The organism is Pseudomonas fluorescens (assembly GCF_002022275.1).
GTDB lineage: Bacteria > Pseudomonadota > Gammaproteobacteria > Pseudomonadales > Pseudomonadaceae > Aquipseudomonas > Aquipseudomonas fluorescens_AJ.
This window is the reverse complement of the sequence record NZ_MSDF01000028.1, coordinates 32,108-49,583: the sequence shown is the minus strand read 5'-3', so window position 1 is coordinate 49,583 and position 17,476 is coordinate 32,108. Positions and strand designations below refer to the sequence as shown.

Sequence of the window (17,476 nt, the reverse complement as noted above, 5' to 3'; positions counted from 1 at the left end):
CGTAGTTACCTGTCATCAAGTCATTGAGCGAAAGGTTTTCCCCCAGCCTGGATACAGATTGGAGCACTGGAAAAGCACCTGAATGCCGCAAAGCTTAGCGATTCCAGGCGATATTCGGCCTTCCAAATAACAAAAAGGAAGTTTCGTACGCGGGGGTCAGAAGAGGCTTTTACAAGATATGACAACCGACAAATCAAACACTATTAAACAACAAGAAAAGTCCTACGAACACTTTGCTAACTTAACTGCCCGATAAAGAAACAGCCGACACTTATTCAAGCTATCAACTGTTGTCACCCACTCAAACTTGCAGCCGCGCAGCCCCGAACAGGCTGACGCTCAGCAATGTTTCGCCCTCGCTTTGCAACAATACCGGCGCTGTGCCACCTGGCATTACCACAGCCACCTCCCCGCTCTCGACCCAGCCAGCCCGCCAAGCCGCAGACGCCACGGCACTGGCGCTGGTTCCCGAGGACGCGGTAGGTCCCTCCCCTCGCTCAAACACCCGCGCAATGACCGAATTGCCCGAGGATCGGGCAGCCCATTGCAAATTCACGCCCGCCACACAGGGCTGCCCGCGCCCCGCGGGTGGCGCGAAAGCAATCGCCTGCAACCGCTCAAACAGTGCAGCTTGATGCATCGATTGATTGTCAGGCAGCGCGTCGACGTGCTCGAGGAGCGTCACGCAATGAGGGTTTCCCACTCGAACAAACTGACTGCGTGCCCAGTGCGCATTGATCTGCGCCAGTACGGGCACGTGGCTGAACGCACGCTCAATCGTATCAATACCCTGCGCCCCTACCGCCGCCGGCCCGAACGCGGGGCGCCCCAGCGCCAGCCAGAACCCGCTCACATGATCGACCACCGCGGGCTCCACTGGCGTAGCGACCGGAGACGTCGCATCACGCTTATCGTGGTGCACACGCAACTCGCAGCCTTGAGTCATCAAGCCCGAATCAGTCATCGCCTGGGCAAAAATCGTCAGCCCGTTGCCACTGCGCTCGGCAAGCGTGCCATCCGTATTGACGATCAGCAGGTCAAACGGCGGCGCGGACTGAAACGGCCCGACCAACAAGCCATCACAGCGATGTGCCTTGGCATCGGTGGCATGCGGCAACGCACCCCAGCCACATTCGGACGCAATGGCCGACGCCGCCCACGCAGTGCGGGCGTGAGCAGCCAAGCCTGCGTGATCGGGCACGTCGATGCCCCGGCTTCTCAAATAAGCCGGGCTGACGACCCCGTAAATATTGCCCCGCGCGTCGTAGAACCGGGTCATCTGGCTACCCGCCTGCGAATTATCATTGGCTTGCCCATCCACTTACCTACACCGTGGGCAGAAGCGTATTACAGAACTGCAGGCCTGTGGGAGGAAGACTGGAAGGTGGTAATCCACCGCAGGAACCCTGGGGTTCATCGGTTCATACGAGCATTACGCACCTTCCAGACCCCCGCCCACAGGTCCGTCGGCCTCTATGTGGCGCCATTCGTTCAACGCGTTCCCTTTATTTAAAACAAACCTCCAGACCCGCCCTCCCAAGGGAACCGGGTTCGCTCCATGCGGCCTGATATGCAAGGATGTCGCGCCGGACATCGTTCGTTGAACGCAAAACCAAGGATTTTTCATGACTGCCATCCCCACCCCAGCGCCCGTGGTTCCCGGGCGGCTGGAGCAAATGTCGACTCGCATCGCATTTTTTATCGCAGGCTTCGGCATCGCTGCCTGGGCGCCGCTGGTGCCGTACGCAAAGGCGCGTGCGCAACTCAACGAAGGCACGCTTGGCCTGCTGCTGTTGTGCCTGGGGGTGGGGTCGATCATCGCCATGCCGGTAGCAGGCGCGCTGGCCTCGCGTTATGGTTGTCGGCGCGTGTTGACGGCTGGCACGATCATGATCTGCCTGGCCCTGCCGATGCTCGCCACTGTCAGCTCGATTCCATTGTTGATGGCTGGGTTGTTCCTGTTTGGCGCGGGCCTGGGCACCGTGGACTCAACGGTCAACCTGCAAGCGGTGATCGTTGAGCGCGCCAGTGGCAAAACCATGATGTCGGGCTTTCACGGGTTGTTCAGCCTGGGCGGCATCGTCGGCGCTGCGGGGGTGGCCGGGATGTTGGGGCTGGGCTTCTCGCCGTTGCAGGCAACCCTGGTAGTGATCGTAATCATGCTGCTGGCGCTGCTCAAGGCCGGGCCGCACTTGTTGCCCTACGGCAGTGAAAGCTCGGGACCGGCATTTGCCATGCCCCATGGCGTCGTGCTTTTTATCGGCTGCCTGTGTTGCATTGTGTTTCTGGCAGAAGGTGCGGTGCTGGACTGGAGCGCGGTATTCCTCAGCGCCGAGCGTGGCCTGAATGAGGCTTACGCCGGCCTTGGCTATGCAGCCTTCGCCTTGACCATGACTGCCGGGCGCTTGACCGGTGATGCCATTGTGCGGAGGCTGGGTGCCACGCGTGTGATCGTGATCGGTGGAGCACTGGCCACTGCGGGCATGTTGATAGCAACGCTGTTGCCTGCCTGGGAAACGGCGCTGCTGGGATACGCCCTGGTGGGTGCCGGGTGCTCGAATATCGTGCCGGTGTTGTACACCGCTGTCGGCAAACAGAAAGTTATGCCGGAACATATCGCGGTGCCGGCCATCACCACATTGGGTTATGCCGGTATTCTCGCGGGGCCTGCGGTGATTGGCTTTATCGCGCATGGCAGCAGCCTGAGCACTGCCTTTGTACTGATTGCGGTGTTGCTGGCCGGTGTAGCTGTCAGCGGCAAAATCCTCAAGGTGTAAACGCCTGAGTTGAAGGCCAGAGCCCTACCTGGCCTTGTGCACCTCGTACTGCTCCAGCCAGCGCTCCAGGCTTTTATTGCACAGCCAGCCTGTGTGCCTGGGGCGGTTCAACAGGCGCCTCTGATTGACTCGCTCCAACGACCTTAACAAGCCTGGGCGTTCAACGATATTTTTGGCGGTGTACACACAGTGTTCCGTGTATTTTTTGCGGGGCAGCCCGGTGGTGGGCTCCAGAATGGGCATTCCCAGCAAATCGGTGTCATCAGGATCACTCATCACGGCGTGGAGCAGCGCAATCTCCAGGTATTCATGGGTTTCAAAAAAACCGGGGCGATCCTTGTACTTGTCCCGCAACTGCTTGAAATAGCCCTGCAGCGCCTGAACGACCGCTGCATTGCCCTGACCATGAAAAGGATCCTGGCTGAACGTGCCCGGTGAGCTGTTGCGTCGCGAACTCACAGCGGCCGCGCTCAGGCTGTCACGGGTGATATACCCTTCGTGATCAATGATGGTGTCGTTCAACAGTGGACGCTTGAGAATTTCCCGCACCACCAGAATCAAACGCTCCCGCACGTTATTCTCCCGGCAGCATTTGAGCGGCAAACTGGCTCAGAGACGATTGCACCAGTCGTCCGTCCTGCGGGCTCAGCTCATCAAAATACTTTTTCAACTCATCCACCAATTGTCTATCGGTGGAGTTCAAGCCCGGAGGGGTCGCGTCCGCTCGAACAACCGGCGCGTTCTGCAATGCCTGATGGCGTAGCGAGGACAACCCTCCCCGCCACTGGACTGCACGTCGCGCCGGTACATCCTGCGCAACGCTTTGCTCCTCACGGTATGGCGGAACGCTTGGCGATGGCGAAGTCCAATTGACCTTCTGCGCACCGATGACCGTAGGCTGCCCACGTGGTATTGCACTTTCAGTTTTCATATCGCCTCTCCCACCCTTTCCAAATCTGCACCGGCCTGAAGGCCATCACCGAACGGCCTTGAATCATCGAATGGATTGCAAGACGACCGGCAAACGATATGTGGCTGGCTGCACGCGATGGTTCCGGGTAGCGAAGGAATAGCAATAACAGCATGTAAAAAGCCGCGACGCCGCTTTAACCAGGCCGTTGACCACGCCAGCGGGCCAGCAATCTGTTGATCAATGCCGCCCATGCCGGCTCGGATCGTGACGCCAGATCTGAATCAGCGGATGCCAGCATGCCACGGGCAAAATCCCCTGCGACGGGCGGTTGAAAGTGGCGTTGCCCCACGAAAGCTTTGATGCGTCGAGCTTCTTCAGCGTACCCCTTCGAGAGAGCATCCGAGAGCGTTTTCCGGGAGATTTCACCACCGTCATGTACCCCGGAAAAAGCCGCGCTGTCGGTGGTCTGGCGAGATTGAAACGAAGTCACTGTCATGTCTTGGCCCTGACTCAACGTCTGAAAGGCGACCACTACGAATACAGTCGCGCAGGTGTTTACCGTGAGTGGCGACGGTGAACGAACAGTTCCCGAAGCCATCGGAGGCACAAGGCGCTGCCATTTTTTTGCAGCGCCCGGGTGCTCGCCGTTATTTCAGCTGGGAAGACAGTACTTCGAGCGCACGTTTGCTGATGCTCTTGTCATTCTGAGTGCTCAGCAGATTGTCCATCTGTGTCATCAACTCGCCACGCGCGACGGCGACTTTAGCCAACTCGACCAGGTGACGCATGGGCGAGTTGCTCGGCACAGACCGGCTGGCCAATTCTTTCAGGTCGTCGATTTTCAGTTCAGGCTTTGCGCAGCAGCCTTTCAATTGATCGAAATGAGTGAGCAGTTCCTGAGCTACTTGCTTGTCACTCTTGTATTTCAGCGGGTTTTTGTCCTGGATGAGCTGTTCCATCTGGCCTTTGTCGATCCATCCGTTCACTGCGCCGGTCCCGGCGGCGCGATCAAAAGCAGTGAGTACATCGGGGCGCCGCAAAAGCTCTTTGGCGAGCAGAATGTTTTCATTCATGGCAGCGTTGTTGCCCAGCGGTTTTTGCGCCATGGATTCAATTGCGCTGCGGTGCATTGTTTTCGAAGCACTGGAACCGGTGAACGCCTTGAAGTTCTTCAGCAGGGCCTGCCCCAGTTGATCATCATTTTTTGTCGAGTAATCCGTGGGTGGCCGCTGCCCGCCAAACCACTGGCTCAGCAACTGCTGCAACTGCTGCCAAAACCCCAATTGCGGGCTCGGAGGCTTCATTGCAGGGGTGTGGTGGTGAGCATGATGGTGATGACCGTGACGATCAGCCGGTCGCTGCTGGTCTCCAAACACCGGTCCGGCATTATTGCCGTTCGAGTTGAAATTGACGTTCACCGCGCTTTGGCTGTTGAAGTTCAGCGACGCAGGCGCGTGACGGCTCGCCTTGGCTTCGGGCTTGGGGTTCAGCGGTGAGGTATCAGTAGTGGGTAAGGCAGATACAGGTGTGTCGAGAGCCGATACCGACATAGGTGTCTCCAATGCAAAGGGGGTTGATCTACAACCTTCTGCTCCACGCTAATATCGAGGGCAATCAGGTTTCTCCCTGAGTGGCAGGCCTATCGGAATGAGTTCCTGGCTGAACGGAAAGTTGGCGGAGGGGTGTAGGAAACAGCCAAAAAAAATCGCAGCCCAAGGGCTGCGATTTTTCGTCTGGGCAACAGGTTAGAAACCGACACTCGCCTGCACGAAGAACGTACGTGGTTCGCCCAGGTACAAGCCCGCGTTGTTGTCACTGGAGCGGGTATAGTGCTGTTGGTCGAAGACGTTTTTCACGCCCACGCCCACCTTCAAGTTCGAAAGTTTCTCACCGAAATCGTAGCCACTGCGCACGTTGACCGAAACGTAACCGGGGATGTCGCCGTATTGGCCATCGGCAGTGCCCTGGGTGATATAGGTGGTGCCGGTACCCGGCGCACGCTGGCCGGACTGGGCATAAACATCCAGATTATGGGTCCAGTGGTTGATGTCATAACGCAAGCCCGCGGTCGCCACTTCACGGGAGTAAAGCGGCAGGTCGCGGCCCTTGAACGGAACATCACCCTCGGCGGTCGCCTTGGTGTAGGTGAAACCGGCACTGGCAGTCAGGCCGTCCAGGCGTGGGTCCAGGTTTGACAGATCGTAGTGGGCCGACGTCTCGATACCCTGATGCTTGGTCGCGCCGAGGTTGGTCCAGCCCACATCGTTGCTGACGTATTGCAACTCATCCGAGAAGTCGATGTAGAACAACGTCACTTCGCCGCCCCAGACGCTGTTGTTGTAGCGGGTACCGATCTCGTAAGTCTTGGCTTTTTCCGGGTTCAGGCCGTCGGCCGTCTGGTTGACCCGGCCGCCCTGCCCGATCTGTGCGTACTGCAGGCTGCCGAACGAGTTCTCGTAGTTGGCGAACACTTTCCAGGCATCGGAAATGTGGTACATCACGCTCAACGCAGGCAACGGCTCGTTGCTGGTGATCTTGCGGTTTTTCTCCACGGTGCGCACACCGTTCAGCGCAACCACCGGGCGATCATGCCAATTGGTTTCGATGTTTTCAAAACGGATGCCGGGCGTGATGGTCCATTTGCCGATATCAATCTTGTTGTCGATATAGAACGCGTTGGCTACGGTGCCACCGGTACGGTCCTGATAAACGTGACCATCGTTCTGGCCACCCGGCGTCGGCACGTTGTTGACCAGGTTCAGGCTGCTGGCTTGCTCATGCATGCCTTCCTTCAGGTAACGGTAACCCAGGCTGACTTCCTGGGTGCTCGGCCCCAGGTCGAACACATGGGACACCCGCGGCTCGATGCCAAACGTGTAGTAGCTGCGCGGATAGGAGCCGATAGTCTTCAGGTCGCGGTTGGCAATGTTGCTGCCACGGAAACTATCGATGTAGTAGGTCAGCACTTCGGCCTGGGTACGATCATCAATCTGGCGGATGTACTTGAAGGACACATCCTTGCGACGGCCACTGAAGTTGTCCCAATCACGCACCGACTGGTACGGGTTGGCGTCGAACTGCTTTTGCGTCAGGCCACCCGGCATGTCGGCGCTGGCGTCGTAGTAATGGAAGTTCAGGCTGAAATCGTCTTGATCGGTCGGCGCCCAATGGGTCTTTAGGATCACGTCGTCGATGTCGTTGGAGGTGTTGCTCTCGCGGTAGCCGTTACCGTTCACGCCGGTGTAGAGCAAGGCGACGCCGATACCGTTGTCGGCCGTGCCACCCAAAAAGGCGTTGTCGACGTGTTTCCAGCCACCGTGTTCTGCGGTTTGCAAGGTCGTACCGACTTCGCCGGAGAATTTCTCGGGGATCGCACGGGTCACGAAGTTGATCACACCGCCCACGTTCTGCGGCCCATAACGCACGGAACCGGCGCCGCGCACCACGTCGATGCTGTCCAGGTTGCCGGCGGAAATCGGCGCCATCGACAGCTGTGGCTGGCCATACGGGGCAAACGCAGCCGGTACGCCGTCAATCAGCACGGTGGAGCGCGGCGACAGGCGTGAGGTCAGGCCACGCACGCCGACGTTCAGGGAAATATCACTGCCGCCGGTGCCGTTGGCTTCCTGCACCTGCACGCCCGGCACACGGCGCAACACGTCGCCGACGTTCATTGCGCCCTGCTCCACCATGGCTTCGCGACGGATCACCGTACGCGCGCCGGGGTGGTTTTGCACTACGGCAGCGTTGGCATCACCCAGCCAGTCGCCGACCACCTTCACGTCAGTCACACCCAACTGCAGCGGCGAACCGGCTTCACCGGTACCGCTGCTCAGCGGGCGCAGGGTCACAGAGCCGGCGTCGATCTGGTAGTCCAGGCCGCTGCCTTGCAGCAACTGGCGCAGGGCTTGTTCAGGCGACAGGTTGCCGTCCACCGCAGGCGCTTGTTTGCCTGCGACCATGTCCGGGCTGAAGAACACTTGCAGGGACGTCTGCTGGCCCAGTTGGCTCAGCGCGGCGCCCAAAGGCTGTGCGCGGATATGGATACCGTCGTCAGCATAGGCCGCAGGCAGCGCGGCGCTGACGGCAAGCGCCAGCGCCAGAGGCGCCCAGCGGGAGATTTTGTTGTTGTAGACGGCCAGTTTTTTCACGTCGAACCCAGTCCTGTGATCGCAAGAGTGTGCGGCTGTTAATGCAAACCAGTTGCAGTTGCAGGAGAAGACGAAGAACTCGAAAAAAACCTGAACGTCAGCGCGAAATAATTTCCTGGCTGCCATCCGGCAAGGTTCGCAGCGCCACCGGGAGGATGTGCGGCAAGGCTTTGAGCAAGGCGTCGGTGTCGTCTGCCTTGAACACGCTGGTCAAGCGCAGGTTGCTGACCGCTGCCGTGCTGACGCGTAACGGTTGCTCGCGGTAGCGTGACACTTCACGCGCCACTTCACCCAGGCTGGCGTTGTTGAACACCAGTTTGCCGGTGCGCCACGCGGTCAGTTCGTCGGGGTTCACGGCATAGGCCGCCACGACCTTGCCCACGTTGTCGATGTGCGTGCCGCGGCCGGCGGTGAGCGTGACGATGTCATCTGTTGCGCTCCCCTGCACCTTGACCGTGCCGGCCTCGACCACCACACGCGTCTGGTCGTCATCGCGGCGCACGTCGAAACGCGTGCCGGTGACCGTCACCTGCCCCACGCCGGTGGCCACCACAAACGGGCGGCGGGTGTCGTGTTCGACGCTGAACATCGCTTCGCCGCTCATGAGCTCCACGCCGCGCCGGTCTTTTTCAAAGTGCACCGCGACCACACTGCGGCTGTTGAGGTCCATCACCGAGCCGTCGGGCAAGGCCACCTGGCGATGCTCGCCCAGGCGCGTGCTGAATTCGGCGCTGTAGGGTTTCGGATGATCAAGCCCGCTGAACAGACCCAGGCCCAAGGCCACCGCCAGCACACTGGCGGCCATCGCATAACGCAAAATGGCGCGGCGTTTGGGACGCTCCAATGGCGCCTCGCACAACGCCTGCAAACGCGCCTCTGGCAGCAGGTCAGTGGCGCTCCACAGCCCTTGCAACACGTCGAGTTCGTATTGGTGTTCGGGCTTCTCTGCACGCCATGCGTCGAAACGCTGGCGCTCCTCAGCGCTTAACCCGGCGTCTTGCAGGCGTGCAAACCATTGCGCGGCTTCATCGCGAGCCTGGCGATCGATCATGGAAGATCCTGTGTCAAAGCGGGTCATGGGGCCATCGCATCCAGGCGGTCACGCAGATGCCGCAAGGTGCGGATCATATACTTTTCCACCATGTTTTTTGACAACCCCAGGCGCACAGCAATTTCCTGCTGGGTGAGCCCTTCGATTTTCTGCCAGATGAAAATCCTGCGGCAGTTGAGCGGCAGCTCGGCCAGGGCCTGCTCGATGGAGTCCGCCAGCTGGATCGCGTGCATGTAATGCTCCGGGTCGCCGCTGTGAGGCGAGCGCTGATCAAAGGCTTCCAGCGCCAGTGCCTCGCGGCGGTCTTCGCGGCGATAAGCGTCAACCGCAATATTGCGCGCGGTTTGATGCAGATAGGCGCGGGGTTGCTCAACCTCGGTCGAACGGGATTCAAGCACTCGCACGAAGGTGTCGTGGGCCAGGTCTTCGGCCTGCTGACGGTTTCTCAGGCGGCGCGTCCAGGTTCCGATCAACTCTTCGTAATGCTCGAAAAAGCCTGTTCTGCGGGGCGGCTGAGGAGTCATCGCGTGGGCACTGGAAAGGCGGGGCGTGAATAGTAATGCTTCCTATTAAGCGGAGCAATTGCTACTGTTCTCGCCATCAAACTAGCTAAGCAAGTTAGCTACATGCTAACGTGCTCCCCTCGTCCCCTCGTCCCCTCAGTCCTCACACCCCGAGCAATGCCTGCCCATGAAATCACCCGCCTCTACGCCTGATGATCCGCGCCGCCTGAACATCGCCAACGACAGGGTCGGACAACAATTGCAGCAGATCGCCATCTTGACGCGCAAAGCCGCCAGCACGCTCGGCACGGCGCTGGGAATCAATCAAACGGATGTGGCGGCACTCGAACACCTGATCACGGACGGCCCGCTTCCACCGACCGAATTGGCCGCACGCCTGTCGGTGACGACTGCCGGTATCACCCAGGTCATCGACAGGCTGGAGCGTGCCGGACACGCGGTGCGTGAGCGTCAGGTCAATGACAAACGCCGCGTGCTGGTGCGCCCGATGCCCGCCGCCGTTGCGCAGACCTATCGGCATATCACGCCCATGCTCAACGGCCTGAGCGCCGTGCTGAGTGCGCTCGACAGCACTGACCGCGGGGTGATCGAAGCGTTTCTGGGCCAGGTGATCGAGGTTTACCGGACCACGCTGCCGGGCAGTATTCACCCCCCTCTTGAAAACACGGACGCCTGATGAACGCGCAAAAAATTCTCGTCACCGGTGCCAGCATCGCCGGCCCGGCGCTGGCCTATTGGCTGTCTCGACAGGGCAAGGACGTCACAGTCGTCGAGAGAGCCCCTGCCTTTCGCGATGCCGGGCAGACGGTCGACCTGCGCGGCGCCGGGCGTGTTGCCGCCCAGCGCATGGGGCTGGAAGACCTTGTTCGGGCAAACGCCACTCATGAGCAGGGTATCGCCTTTGTTGACAGGGCCAACCGTACAAAGGCGTTTATCGGCGTGGACGCCTTCGACGGTGAAGGACCGGTCGCCGAGCTGGAGATTCTGCGCGGCGAGCTCGCCAAGCTATTGATCCAGCACAGCGGGGACCAGGTCGCCTACCGCTTCGGCGACAGCATTGAAGCGCTGGACGACGACGGTGATCAGGTTTACGTGCGCTTCAAGAGCGGCCTGGAACAGGTGTACGACTTGGTTATTGTCGCCGAAGGCATCGGTTCCTCCACGCGCAACAAGGTCTTTGGCAGCGACGTGCAGCGTCGCCCTTTCGACCTCTATACCGCCTATTTCACGATTCCCAGGCAACCCAGCGACAAACAGGTCATGCGTTGGTACAACATTCCAGGGGGCCGATGTGTGTGTTTGCGCCCTGATAACCTGGGGACCACGCGGGCCTTTTTGTCGTTTCAACAAGCTCCGTGTGGCTATGAAAAGCTCACACTGGACGAACAAAAGTCACTGCTCAAACGCCTGTTCGCCGATGCCGGCTGGGAAACACCCCGCGTGCTCGCAGCGCTGGAGGATGCGCCCGACCTTTACCTGGAAGCGATTGGCCAAGTCAAGATGCCACGCTGGTCCAAAGGCCGTATTGCGCTGGTCGGCGACGCCGCCTATTGCGCCTCGCCCATCAGTGGCATGGGCACCAGCCTGGGGCTGTGTGGCGCCTATGTATTGGCCGGCGAACTCGGCCGACACGCCGATCACAGCCAAGCGTTCGCCGCCTATGAAAAACTGATGCGGCCTTACGTGGCGCAAGCGCAAAGCGTGCCCAAATTCGCGCCCCGACTGGCATCCCCCCATTCGCGCCTTGGCATCGCCATCGGCCATGCGGTGTTGAAGCTGGCAACCGCGCCAAGGCTCAAAGCGCTGTTCGGTAAAATCCTCACGCCCAAAGCGGACGCCATCGACCTGCCCTTCTATGAGGACCGTCCACGATTGAAATAGACCGACATCGCCGCATTTGAGACCGAGGTGAACTTGTGCAATGCCGCGCCAGTCAGCTGAAAGGACTCTCATAAAACGGTGGGTGGGCGATGCAGATCTCGTTGCAGCAACAAGTGGCTCTGGTCACCGGCGCCAGTTCCGGCATTGGTGCCGGAGCGGCCAAGGCGCTGGCCGAAGCCGGCGCGGCGGTGGTACTCAACTACAACTCACAGGCTGCGCCCGCCGAGGCATTGGCGGCGCAGATCAAAGCAAACGGCGGCCGGGCGATTGCCATCGGTGGCGACGTTTCCAAGGAAGCTGACGTAGAACGCTTGTTCACTCAGACCCTCGACGCCTTCGGCCACCTGGACATCCTCGTCGCCAACTCGGGCCTGCAAAAAGACGCCAACCTGGTCGACATGACCCTCGACGACTGGAACACCGTGATCGGCGTTAACCTCACCGGCCAGTTTCTGTGTGCCCGCGCCGCCGTGCGAATTTTCAACCGCCAGGGCGTGCGCGATGGCGTCTCACGGGCGGCCGGTAAAATTATTCACATGAGCTCGGTGCACCAGATCATTCCGTGGGCCGGGCATGTGAATTACGCGGCCTCCAAAGGCGGCGTCGAGATGCTGATGCGCACCCTCGCCCAGGAGGTCAGCGAGCAACGTATCCGCATCAACGGCATTGCGCCCGGGGCGATTCGCACGGCAATCAATCGGGCGGCCACTGAAGGTGCAGCCGAAAAAGAGCTGCTCAAGTTGATCCCCTATGGCCGCGTGGGCGATGTGGAAGACGTCGCCAACGCGGTGGTCTGGCTGGCCAGCGACGCCTCTGACTATGTGGTGGGCAGTACCCTGTTTATTGATGGCGGCATGAGCCTTTATCCGGAGTTTCGTGGCAATGGTTGATTTCAAGAACGAACCCCAAAGCGCCATCGATGCCCACGGCATCATTGGCGACATGCGCAGCGCGGCGCTGATCAACGACAAGGGCAGCATCGACTTTTTCTGCTGGCCGGAATTCGACAGCCCGTCGATCTTTTGCTCACTGCTCGACACGCCCGATGCCGGTGTTTTTCAACTCACACCGGACTTGCCAAACGCCCGCCGCGAGCAGATCTACCTGCCCGACACCAACGTGCTGCAAACCCGCTGGCTCAGCGATGAAGCCGTGGTGGAAATCACCGACTTGTTGGTGATCAGCGAAGAAATCGATGACCTGCCGCTGCTGATCCGCCGCGTGCGTGTGGTGAGTGGCAAGGCGACGATCCACCTGCGCTGCGCCGTACGCCATGACTACGCACGCTTGCCTACCCGCGCCAGCACTGTCGACGGCAAGGTGCATTTCGATGCCGACGGCCAGCCCGGCCTGCGCCTGGCGAGCAGCCACCCGCTGCAGATCGAAGATGACGCGGCCGTCGCCACGTTCACCCTGACCCAGGAAGAAGGCGCCGAATTTGTCCTCGGCGGCACCGACGATGAACGCGTCGACAGCGGCTGCACCGACCTTGCCCTGGCGCACACGTTGAAATTCTGGCGTGGCTGGATCGCCCAATCCAACTACCGTGGGCGCTGGCGCGAAATGGTCAACCGCTCGGCCCTGGCCTTGAAGCTTTTGACCTCACGCAAACACGGCGCGATCATCGCCGCCGCCACGTTCGGCCTGCCGGAGAGCCCCGGCGGCGAACGCAACTGGGACTACCGCTACACCTGGATCCGCGACGCCTCGTTCACCGTCTACGCCTTTATGCGCCTGGGCTTTATCGAGGAAGCCAATGCCTACATGCGCTGGTTAAAAGGCCGGGTCAGCGACTGCCAGGGCGAGCCGACCAAAATCAATATCCTCTACGGCATCGACGGCCGCCAAGAGTTGCCCGAAACCGAACTGGATCACTTCAGCGGCCACGGTGGCGCCAAGCCAGTACGCATCGGCAATGAAGCGTTCGATCAGGTGCAGCTGGATATTTATGGCGAGCTGATGGACGCCGTGTACCTGGTCAACAAATACGGCGAAGCCATCTCCCACGAGGGCTGGAAACATACCGTGGAAGTGGCCGACCAAGTCTGCGAAATCTGGAACACCAAGGACGTGGGCATCTGGGAAATGCGTGGCGAAGAGCATCACTTCCTGCACTCGCGCCTGATGTGTTGGGTGGCACTGGACCGCGCGATCCGCTTGGCCTCCAAGCGCTCGCTGCCGGCACCGTTTGCGCGTTGGGACCAGACGCGCCAGGCGATATACGCTGATATCTGGAGCAACTTCTGGAACGAAGAGCGCGGGCATTTTGTGCAGCATATCGGCAGCACCGCGCTGGACGGTTCGATGTTGCTGATGCCGCTGGTGCGCTTTGTCGCGGCCACCGACCCGCGCTGGTTGTCGACCCTCGAAGCGATCCAGAAAAGCCTGGTGCGCGACGGCATGGTCTACCGCTACCGCAACGACGACAGCCAGATCGACGGACTGCAAGGCACCGAAGGCGCGTTTGCCGCCTGCTCGTTCTGGTACGTCGAATGCCTGGCCCGTGCCGGGCAAGTGGAGAAAGCCCACCTGGAATTCGAACAACTGCTGCGCTACGCCAACCCGCTGGGCCTGTACGCCGAAGAGTTCGACAGCCAGGCGCACCACCTGGGCAATACGCCTCAGGCATTGAGCCATTTGGCGCTGATCAGCGCGGCGACCTTTCTGGACCGCAAACTCAGTGGAGAGAAGACCACCTGGCAACCCTGAACCGCCCTGTGCACAATGGGCAGCCCCTCGACCGGTAACGGGAAGCCCATGCGCCAGGTACTGCTGATCATCGACGTGCAACCTTGCTTCAACCCGCCCGCGTGGCTGGTCGACGGCATCAGTGCCCTACTCGGGCGCTTGCCGTCGGTGGCCACCGTGGAGCGTCACGACGAACGCATCACCCCCTTCGTCCGCCAACTCGGCTGGCAACCCGCGCCGGATGACGACAGCCTGATCGTGGCCGATCGCATCTTCATCAAACACGGCTACGCACCGACGCCCGAGACGATTGATTACCTCAAGAGCCTCGCGCCGGACCGCGTATTGGTGTGTGGCATTCAGACCGATACTTGCGTGTTGGCCGCGGGCTTTGCCCTGTTTGATGCGGGGTTGCAGCCGACGCTGATCAGCGATTTGACGGTAGGGTCGTCACTGGATCGGACGGGCAAGCTGGGCGTGGATCTGTGGCGACATCATTTCAAACACGTCGTGACCAGCGCCGACCTCTGTCTAGACAAGTAAGGCAATTGCCTCAAACCACCCCCCTCCCCGTCATCGGATTCGGCTAGAGTCTCAGCTTCTCCGGTTACCCCGTCAGAGCCTGCCATGACCCCAACCGCCCCGCTGCTGTATGTCCAAACGCCCATGCTGAATGTGGCCTATGAAACCCACGGCCCCGCCGACGGTGAGCCGGTGATTCTGTTGCATGGTTTTCCATATGATCCTCGCGGCTATGACGAAATAGCCCCGGTGCTGGCCGAGCGCGGCTACCGGGTGCTGGTGCCGTATCTGCGCGGTTATGGCCCGACGCGCTTTATCAATGAGCAGGTCATGCGCTCCGGCCAACAGGCGGCACTGGCCAAGGATTTGCTGGATTTCATGGATGCCTTGTCCATTCCTCATGCGACGCTCGCAGGCTTTGACTGGGGTGGTCGGGCGGCGTGTATTGTCGCGGCGCTGTGGCCAGAGCGCGTGCGCGGGTTGGTGACCGGGGACGGCTATAACATTCAAAACATTGCCAAATCGCTGAAACCCCGGGCGCCGGAAACGGAGCATCGGTTGTGGTATCAGTTTTACTTTCACTCCCAGCGCGGCGTGGACGGTTTGACAGCCAACCGCCGCGAGTTCTGTGAGCTGTTATGGCGGCAATGGTCGCCCACCTGGGCCGAGGGCCCTGGCTTGTATGGCAAGACTGCGCCGTCGTTTGATAACCCGGATTTTGTCGAGGTGGTGATCCACTCGTACCGCCATCGCTTCATGTACGCCCCCGGCGACCCGGCACTGGAATCAATCGAGCAAGCGCTGGCACCGCAACCGCCGATTTCGGTGCCGAGCATTTCGCTCTGCGGTGCCGATGATGGCGTGGGCCCGGCGCCAGTGGAGGATGACGATGTGGACAATTTCACCGGCATCTATCGGCGCCAGGTGCTGGTGGGCGTGGGCCACAACGTGTTTCAGGAAGCGCCGCAAGTGACCCTGGATGCGCTGTTTGAGCTGCTGGCTTACGACACCGGTGAAAAGCGTTCGCGGTAGGCCTGGGGCGTCACCGACAGGGCGCGTAAAAAGCTGCGGCGCAGGGTTTCTTCACAGCCAAAACCGCATTGCACGGCGATGCGCTTGATCGACACGGTGCTGTCCGCCAGTTGCCGGCGGGCGGTTTCAACGCGGATAAGTTCGACGGCACGCGCCGGGGTCTGGCCGGTGTCGGCGCGGTAGTGGCGCACAAAACTGCGCTCGCTCATGCCAGCCTGGGCAGCCAGGGTCGACAGGTTGAGATCCAGCGTCAAATTGTCTGCGACCCAGGCATGCAAATCGGCAAAGCGGCTGTCGCCCTTTTGCAAAGACAAGGCCACGCTGAATTGCGACTGCCCGCCCGGACGCTTGAGAAACACCACCAGGTGCCGTGCCACTTCCAGGGCGACGGCGCGGCCCAAATCCTCCTCCACCAGCGCCAGGCACAAGTCGATGCCAGCCGTGACGCCGGCCGAGGTCCACACCGCGCCTTGTTGAATAAAGATCGGGTTCGCCTCCACCGTCAGCGCAGGAAACTTGCGCGCCAGTTCTTCGCAGCGCGTCCAGTGGGTGGCCACGCGGCAGCCGTCGAGCAAGCCGCTGGCGGCCAGCAGGAACGCGCCGGTGCACACCGAAGTCATGCGCCGGGTGTGTTTGGCTTTGTCGCGAACCCACTCCACCAGCGCCGGATCTTCAGCGGCACCGTATACGCCCCAGCCGCCGGCGATCACCAGTGTGTCGCAAGGTTTGTCGACGGCGGGCAGCGGCTCGGCTAACAGCGCCAGCCCGGCGGAAGTCGTCACCGGCGCCGACTGGGCAGCAATCACTGAGGCGGCATAAGGCAACGGCAAGCCTTGCTGGCGGAACAGATCGTTGGTGGATGCAAAGACCTGCAACGGCCCGGTCACGTCGAGCACTTGGGCGTTTTCAAACGCGAGTACGTGGATAATTCGAGGCATGGTTGGCGTGATTCGTGGGCTCAATGGCGTATTCGCCAAAGCCTAGGCCTCTAAAGTGAAGCCGTCCACCCCTTTATCGGAGCTTCATCATGACCTTGCAGATCGGCTTTCTGTTGTTTCCCGGCATCCAGCAACTGGACCTTACCGGCCCTTATGACGTGCTCGGTTCACTGCCGGACGTGAAACTGCACCTGGTGTGGAAGGACCTGGCGCCGGTCACGTCGAGTACCGGGCTGGTGTTCACTCCGAGCATGACCTATGCCGACTGCCCGAGCCTGGATGTGATTTGCGTACCCGGCGGCTCAGGCGTCGGCGCGCTGATGGAAGACCCGCCCACCCTCGACTTTCTCAAAGCTCAGGCGGCCACCGCACGTTACGTGACCTCGGTATGCACCGGCTCGCTGGTGCTCGGCGCAGCCGGATTGCTGCGCGGGCGCAAAGCGACCACGCACTGGGCCTACCACGACCTGCTCGCCCCGCTCGGCGCGATCCCGGTGCAGGCGCGGGTGGTGCGTGACGGCAACCTGTTGACCGGTGGCGGCATTACCGCCGGGATTGATTTTGCCCTGACCCTGGCAGCCGAGTTGTACAGCGAGGCGGCAGCGCAACTGGTGCAGCTGCAGATTGAATACGCCCCGGCCCCGCCGTTCGACTCAGGCAGCCCGGACACCGCGCCCAGGCATGTGCTGGAAGAAGCGCAGAAACGCACGGCGGAATCGCATCGGGTACGCGCTGAGATCGTGGCGCGGGCGGCTGCACGGTTGGGTTGAGCCCCCTTTCCCGAAGATAAACCCGGCTTCTGTGGCGAGCGGGCTTGTGTGGCGAGCGGGCTTGCCCGCGTTGGAGTGCGAAGCGCTCCCAAAACCTGACGACGCGGTATAACTGATAAACCGCGTCGTCAGGTTTTGGGGCTGCTACGCAGCCCAACGCGGGCAAGCCCGCTCGCCACACAAGCCCGCTCGCCACAAGCCATTTTCATCTTGAGTTTCAAAGCAGCTT

The 17,476-nt window shown here is 60.8% G+C and carries 17 protein-coding genes; 8 read left to right on the top strand and 9 right to left on the bottom strand.

What is annotated here, in order from left to right:
* Nucleotides 1-301: 301 nt before the first annotated feature.
* A complete protein-coding gene (locus tag BFW87_RS21615; protein WP_078741749.1) occupies nt 302-1,279 on the bottom strand; it encodes a diaminopimelate epimerase in 978 nt (325 codons plus the stop codon).
* 346 nt (nt 1,280-1,625) lie between these two features.
* Between BFW87_RS21615 and BFW87_RS21610 the strand changes: the two genes are divergently transcribed.
* On the top strand, nt 1,626-2,777 hold the full coding sequence (locus BFW87_RS21610; protein ID WP_078741748.1) for an MFS transporter: 1,152 nt from the start codon (nt 1,626-1,628) through the stop codon (nt 2,775-2,777).
* A gap of 24 nt (nt 2,778-2,801) precedes the next feature.
* On the opposite strand, the gene BFW87_RS21605 is transcribed toward BFW87_RS21610, so the two are convergent.
* The 7 genes from BFW87_RS21605 to BFW87_RS21575 all read right to left on the bottom strand — a co-directional run bounded on the left by BFW87_RS21605 (nt 2,802) and on the right by BFW87_RS21575 (nt 9,416).
* On the bottom strand, nt 2,802-3,350 hold the full coding sequence (locus tag BFW87_RS21605; protein WP_078741747.1) for a type III secretion effector protein: 549 nt from the start codon (nt 3,348-3,350) through the stop codon (nt 2,802-2,804).
* A 1-nt stretch (nt 3,351) separates the two neighbouring features.
* On the bottom strand, nt 3,352-3,708 hold the full coding sequence (locus BFW87_RS21600) for a hypothetical protein (protein ID WP_078741746.1): 357 nt from the start codon (nt 3,706-3,708) through the stop codon (nt 3,352-3,354).
* Nucleotides 3,709-3,883: 175 nt separating this feature from the next.
* A complete protein-coding gene (locus tag BFW87_RS32345) occupies nt 3,884-4,186 on the bottom strand; it encodes a hypothetical protein (RefSeq protein ID WP_254865923.1) in 303 nt (100 codons plus the stop codon).
* A 151-nt stretch (nt 4,187-4,337) separates the two neighbouring features.
* On the bottom strand, nt 4,338-5,108 hold the full coding sequence (locus BFW87_RS21590) for a hypothetical protein (protein ID WP_139372466.1): 771 nt from the start codon (nt 5,106-5,108) through the stop codon (nt 4,338-4,340).
* Between the two features lie 327 nt (nt 5,109-5,435).
* On the bottom strand, nt 5,436-7,841 hold the full coding sequence (locus tag BFW87_RS21585; RefSeq protein WP_078741743.1) for a TonB-dependent siderophore receptor: 2,406 nt from the start codon (nt 7,839-7,841) through the stop codon (nt 5,436-5,438).
* A 97-nt stretch (nt 7,842-7,938) separates the two neighbouring features.
* Nucleotides 7,939-8,892: a FecR family protein gene (locus tag BFW87_RS21580; RefSeq protein ID WP_078741742.1), complete on the bottom strand. Its 954-nt coding sequence runs from the start codon at nt 8,890-8,892 to the stop codon at nt 7,939-7,941.
* Between the two features lie 23 nt (nt 8,893-8,915).
* The gene (locus BFW87_RS21575; protein WP_078741741.1) at nt 8,916-9,416 is read right to left on the bottom strand and encodes a sigma-70 family RNA polymerase sigma factor; all 501 of its coding nucleotides are present in this window, start codon (nt 9,414-9,416) and stop codon (nt 8,916-8,918) included.
* A gap of 166 nt (nt 9,417-9,582) precedes the next feature.
* On the opposite strand from BFW87_RS21575, the gene BFW87_RS21570 reads away from it, so the two are divergent.
* From BFW87_RS21570 to BFW87_RS21545, 6 genes are all read left to right on the top strand, one after another.
* Entirely contained in the window at nt 9,583-10,092 is a 510-nt protein-coding gene (locus BFW87_RS21570) for a MarR family winged helix-turn-helix transcriptional regulator (protein ID WP_078741740.1), read from the top strand.
* Nucleotides 10,092-11,297, top strand: a complete 1,206-nt coding sequence (locus BFW87_RS21565; RefSeq protein WP_078741739.1) for an FAD-dependent monooxygenase — start codon at nt 10,092-10,094, stop codon at nt 11,295-11,297. The genes BFW87_RS21570 and BFW87_RS21565 overlap by 1 nt, the downstream gene beginning before the upstream one ends.
* An 89-nt stretch (nt 11,298-11,386) precedes the next feature.
* Nucleotides 11,387-12,187 (top strand): glucose 1-dehydrogenase, encoded by an 801-nt coding sequence (locus BFW87_RS21560; RefSeq protein WP_078741738.1) that lies wholly within the window; start codon nt 11,387-11,389, stop codon nt 12,185-12,187.
* Complete coding sequence (locus BFW87_RS21555) at nt 12,180-14,006, top strand: glycoside hydrolase family 15 protein (protein ID WP_078741737.1); 1,827 nt, start codon at nt 12,180-12,182, stop codon at nt 14,004-14,006. Before BFW87_RS21560 ends, BFW87_RS21555 begins: the two co-directional genes overlap by 8 nt.
* Before the next feature lie 48 nt (nt 14,007-14,054).
* Nucleotides 14,055-14,528 (top strand): isochorismatase family protein, encoded by a 474-nt coding sequence (locus tag BFW87_RS21550; RefSeq protein ID WP_078741736.1) that lies wholly within the window; start codon nt 14,055-14,057, stop codon nt 14,526-14,528.
* An 84-nt stretch (nt 14,529-14,612) separates the two neighbouring features.
* Nucleotides 14,613-15,539 carry an alpha/beta fold hydrolase gene (locus BFW87_RS21545; protein ID WP_078741735.1) on the top strand — a complete coding sequence of 309 codons (927 nt, stop codon included), beginning with the start codon at nt 14,613-14,615 and terminating at the stop codon, nt 15,537-15,539.
* Here the strand turns inward: BFW87_RS21545 and BFW87_RS21540 are convergent.
* Entirely contained in the window at nt 15,509-16,477 is a 969-nt protein-coding gene (locus BFW87_RS21540; protein WP_078741734.1) for a GlxA family transcriptional regulator, read from the bottom strand. The genes BFW87_RS21545 and BFW87_RS21540 overlap by 31 nt on opposite strands.
* Before the next feature lie 89 nt (nt 16,478-16,566).
* Here BFW87_RS21540 and inhA point away from each other — a divergent pair, with 89 nt between their 5' ends.
* A complete protein-coding gene (inhA, locus tag BFW87_RS21535) occupies nt 16,567-17,247 on the top strand; it encodes an isonitrile hydratase (RefSeq protein ID WP_078741733.1) in 681 nt (226 codons plus the stop codon).
* The last annotated feature ends 229 nt before the right edge of the window (nt 17,248-17,476 follow it).

Excerpts from the sequence above, each read along its gene's own strand:
- BFW87_RS32345 (WP_254865923.1), bottom strand. The coding sequence starts at position 4,186 with ATGACAGTGACTTCGTTTCAATCTCGCCAGACCACCGACAGCGCGGCT.
- BFW87_RS21580 (WP_078741742.1), bottom strand. The coding sequence starts at position 8,892 with ATGATCGATCGCCAGGCTCGCGATGAAGCCGCGCAATGGTTTGCACGC.
- BFW87_RS21600 (WP_078741746.1), bottom strand. The coding sequence starts at position 3,708 with ATGAAAACTGAAAGTGCAATACCACGTGGGCAGCCTACGGTCATCGGT.
- inhA (WP_078741733.1), top strand. The coding sequence starts at position 16,567 with ATGACCTTGCAGATCGGCTTTCTGTTGTTTCCCGGCATCCAGCAACTG.
- BFW87_RS21575 (WP_078741741.1), bottom strand. The coding sequence starts at position 9,416 with ATGACTCCTCAGCCGCCCCGCAGAACAGGCTTTTTCGAGCATTACGAA.
- BFW87_RS21570 (WP_078741740.1), top strand. The coding sequence starts at position 9,583 with ATGAAATCACCCGCCTCTACGCCTGATGATCCGCGCCGCCTGAACATC.
- BFW87_RS21540 (WP_078741734.1), bottom strand. The coding sequence starts at position 16,477 with ATGCCTCGAATTATCCACGTACTCGCGTTTGAAAACGCCCAAGTGCTC.
- BFW87_RS21610 (WP_078741748.1), top strand. The coding sequence starts at position 1,626 with ATGACTGCCATCCCCACCCCAGCGCCCGTGGTTCCCGGGCGGCTGGAG.
- BFW87_RS21615 (WP_078741749.1), bottom strand. The coding sequence starts at position 1,279 with ATGACCCGGTTCTACGACGCGCGGGGCAATATTTACGGGGTCGTCAGC.
- BFW87_RS21545 (WP_078741735.1), top strand. The coding sequence starts at position 14,613 with ATGACCCCAACCGCCCCGCTGCTGTATGTCCAAACGCCCATGCTGAAT.
- BFW87_RS21550 (WP_078741736.1), top strand. The coding sequence starts at position 14,055 with ATGCGCCAGGTACTGCTGATCATCGACGTGCAACCTTGCTTCAACCCG.
- BFW87_RS21560 (WP_078741738.1), top strand. The coding sequence starts at position 11,387 with ATGCAGATCTCGTTGCAGCAACAAGTGGCTCTGGTCACCGGCGCCAGT.
- BFW87_RS21565 (WP_078741739.1), top strand. The coding sequence starts at position 10,092 with ATGAACGCGCAAAAAATTCTCGTCACCGGTGCCAGCATCGCCGGCCCG.
- BFW87_RS21555 (WP_078741737.1), top strand. The coding sequence starts at position 12,180 with ATGGTTGATTTCAAGAACGAACCCCAAAGCGCCATCGATGCCCACGGC.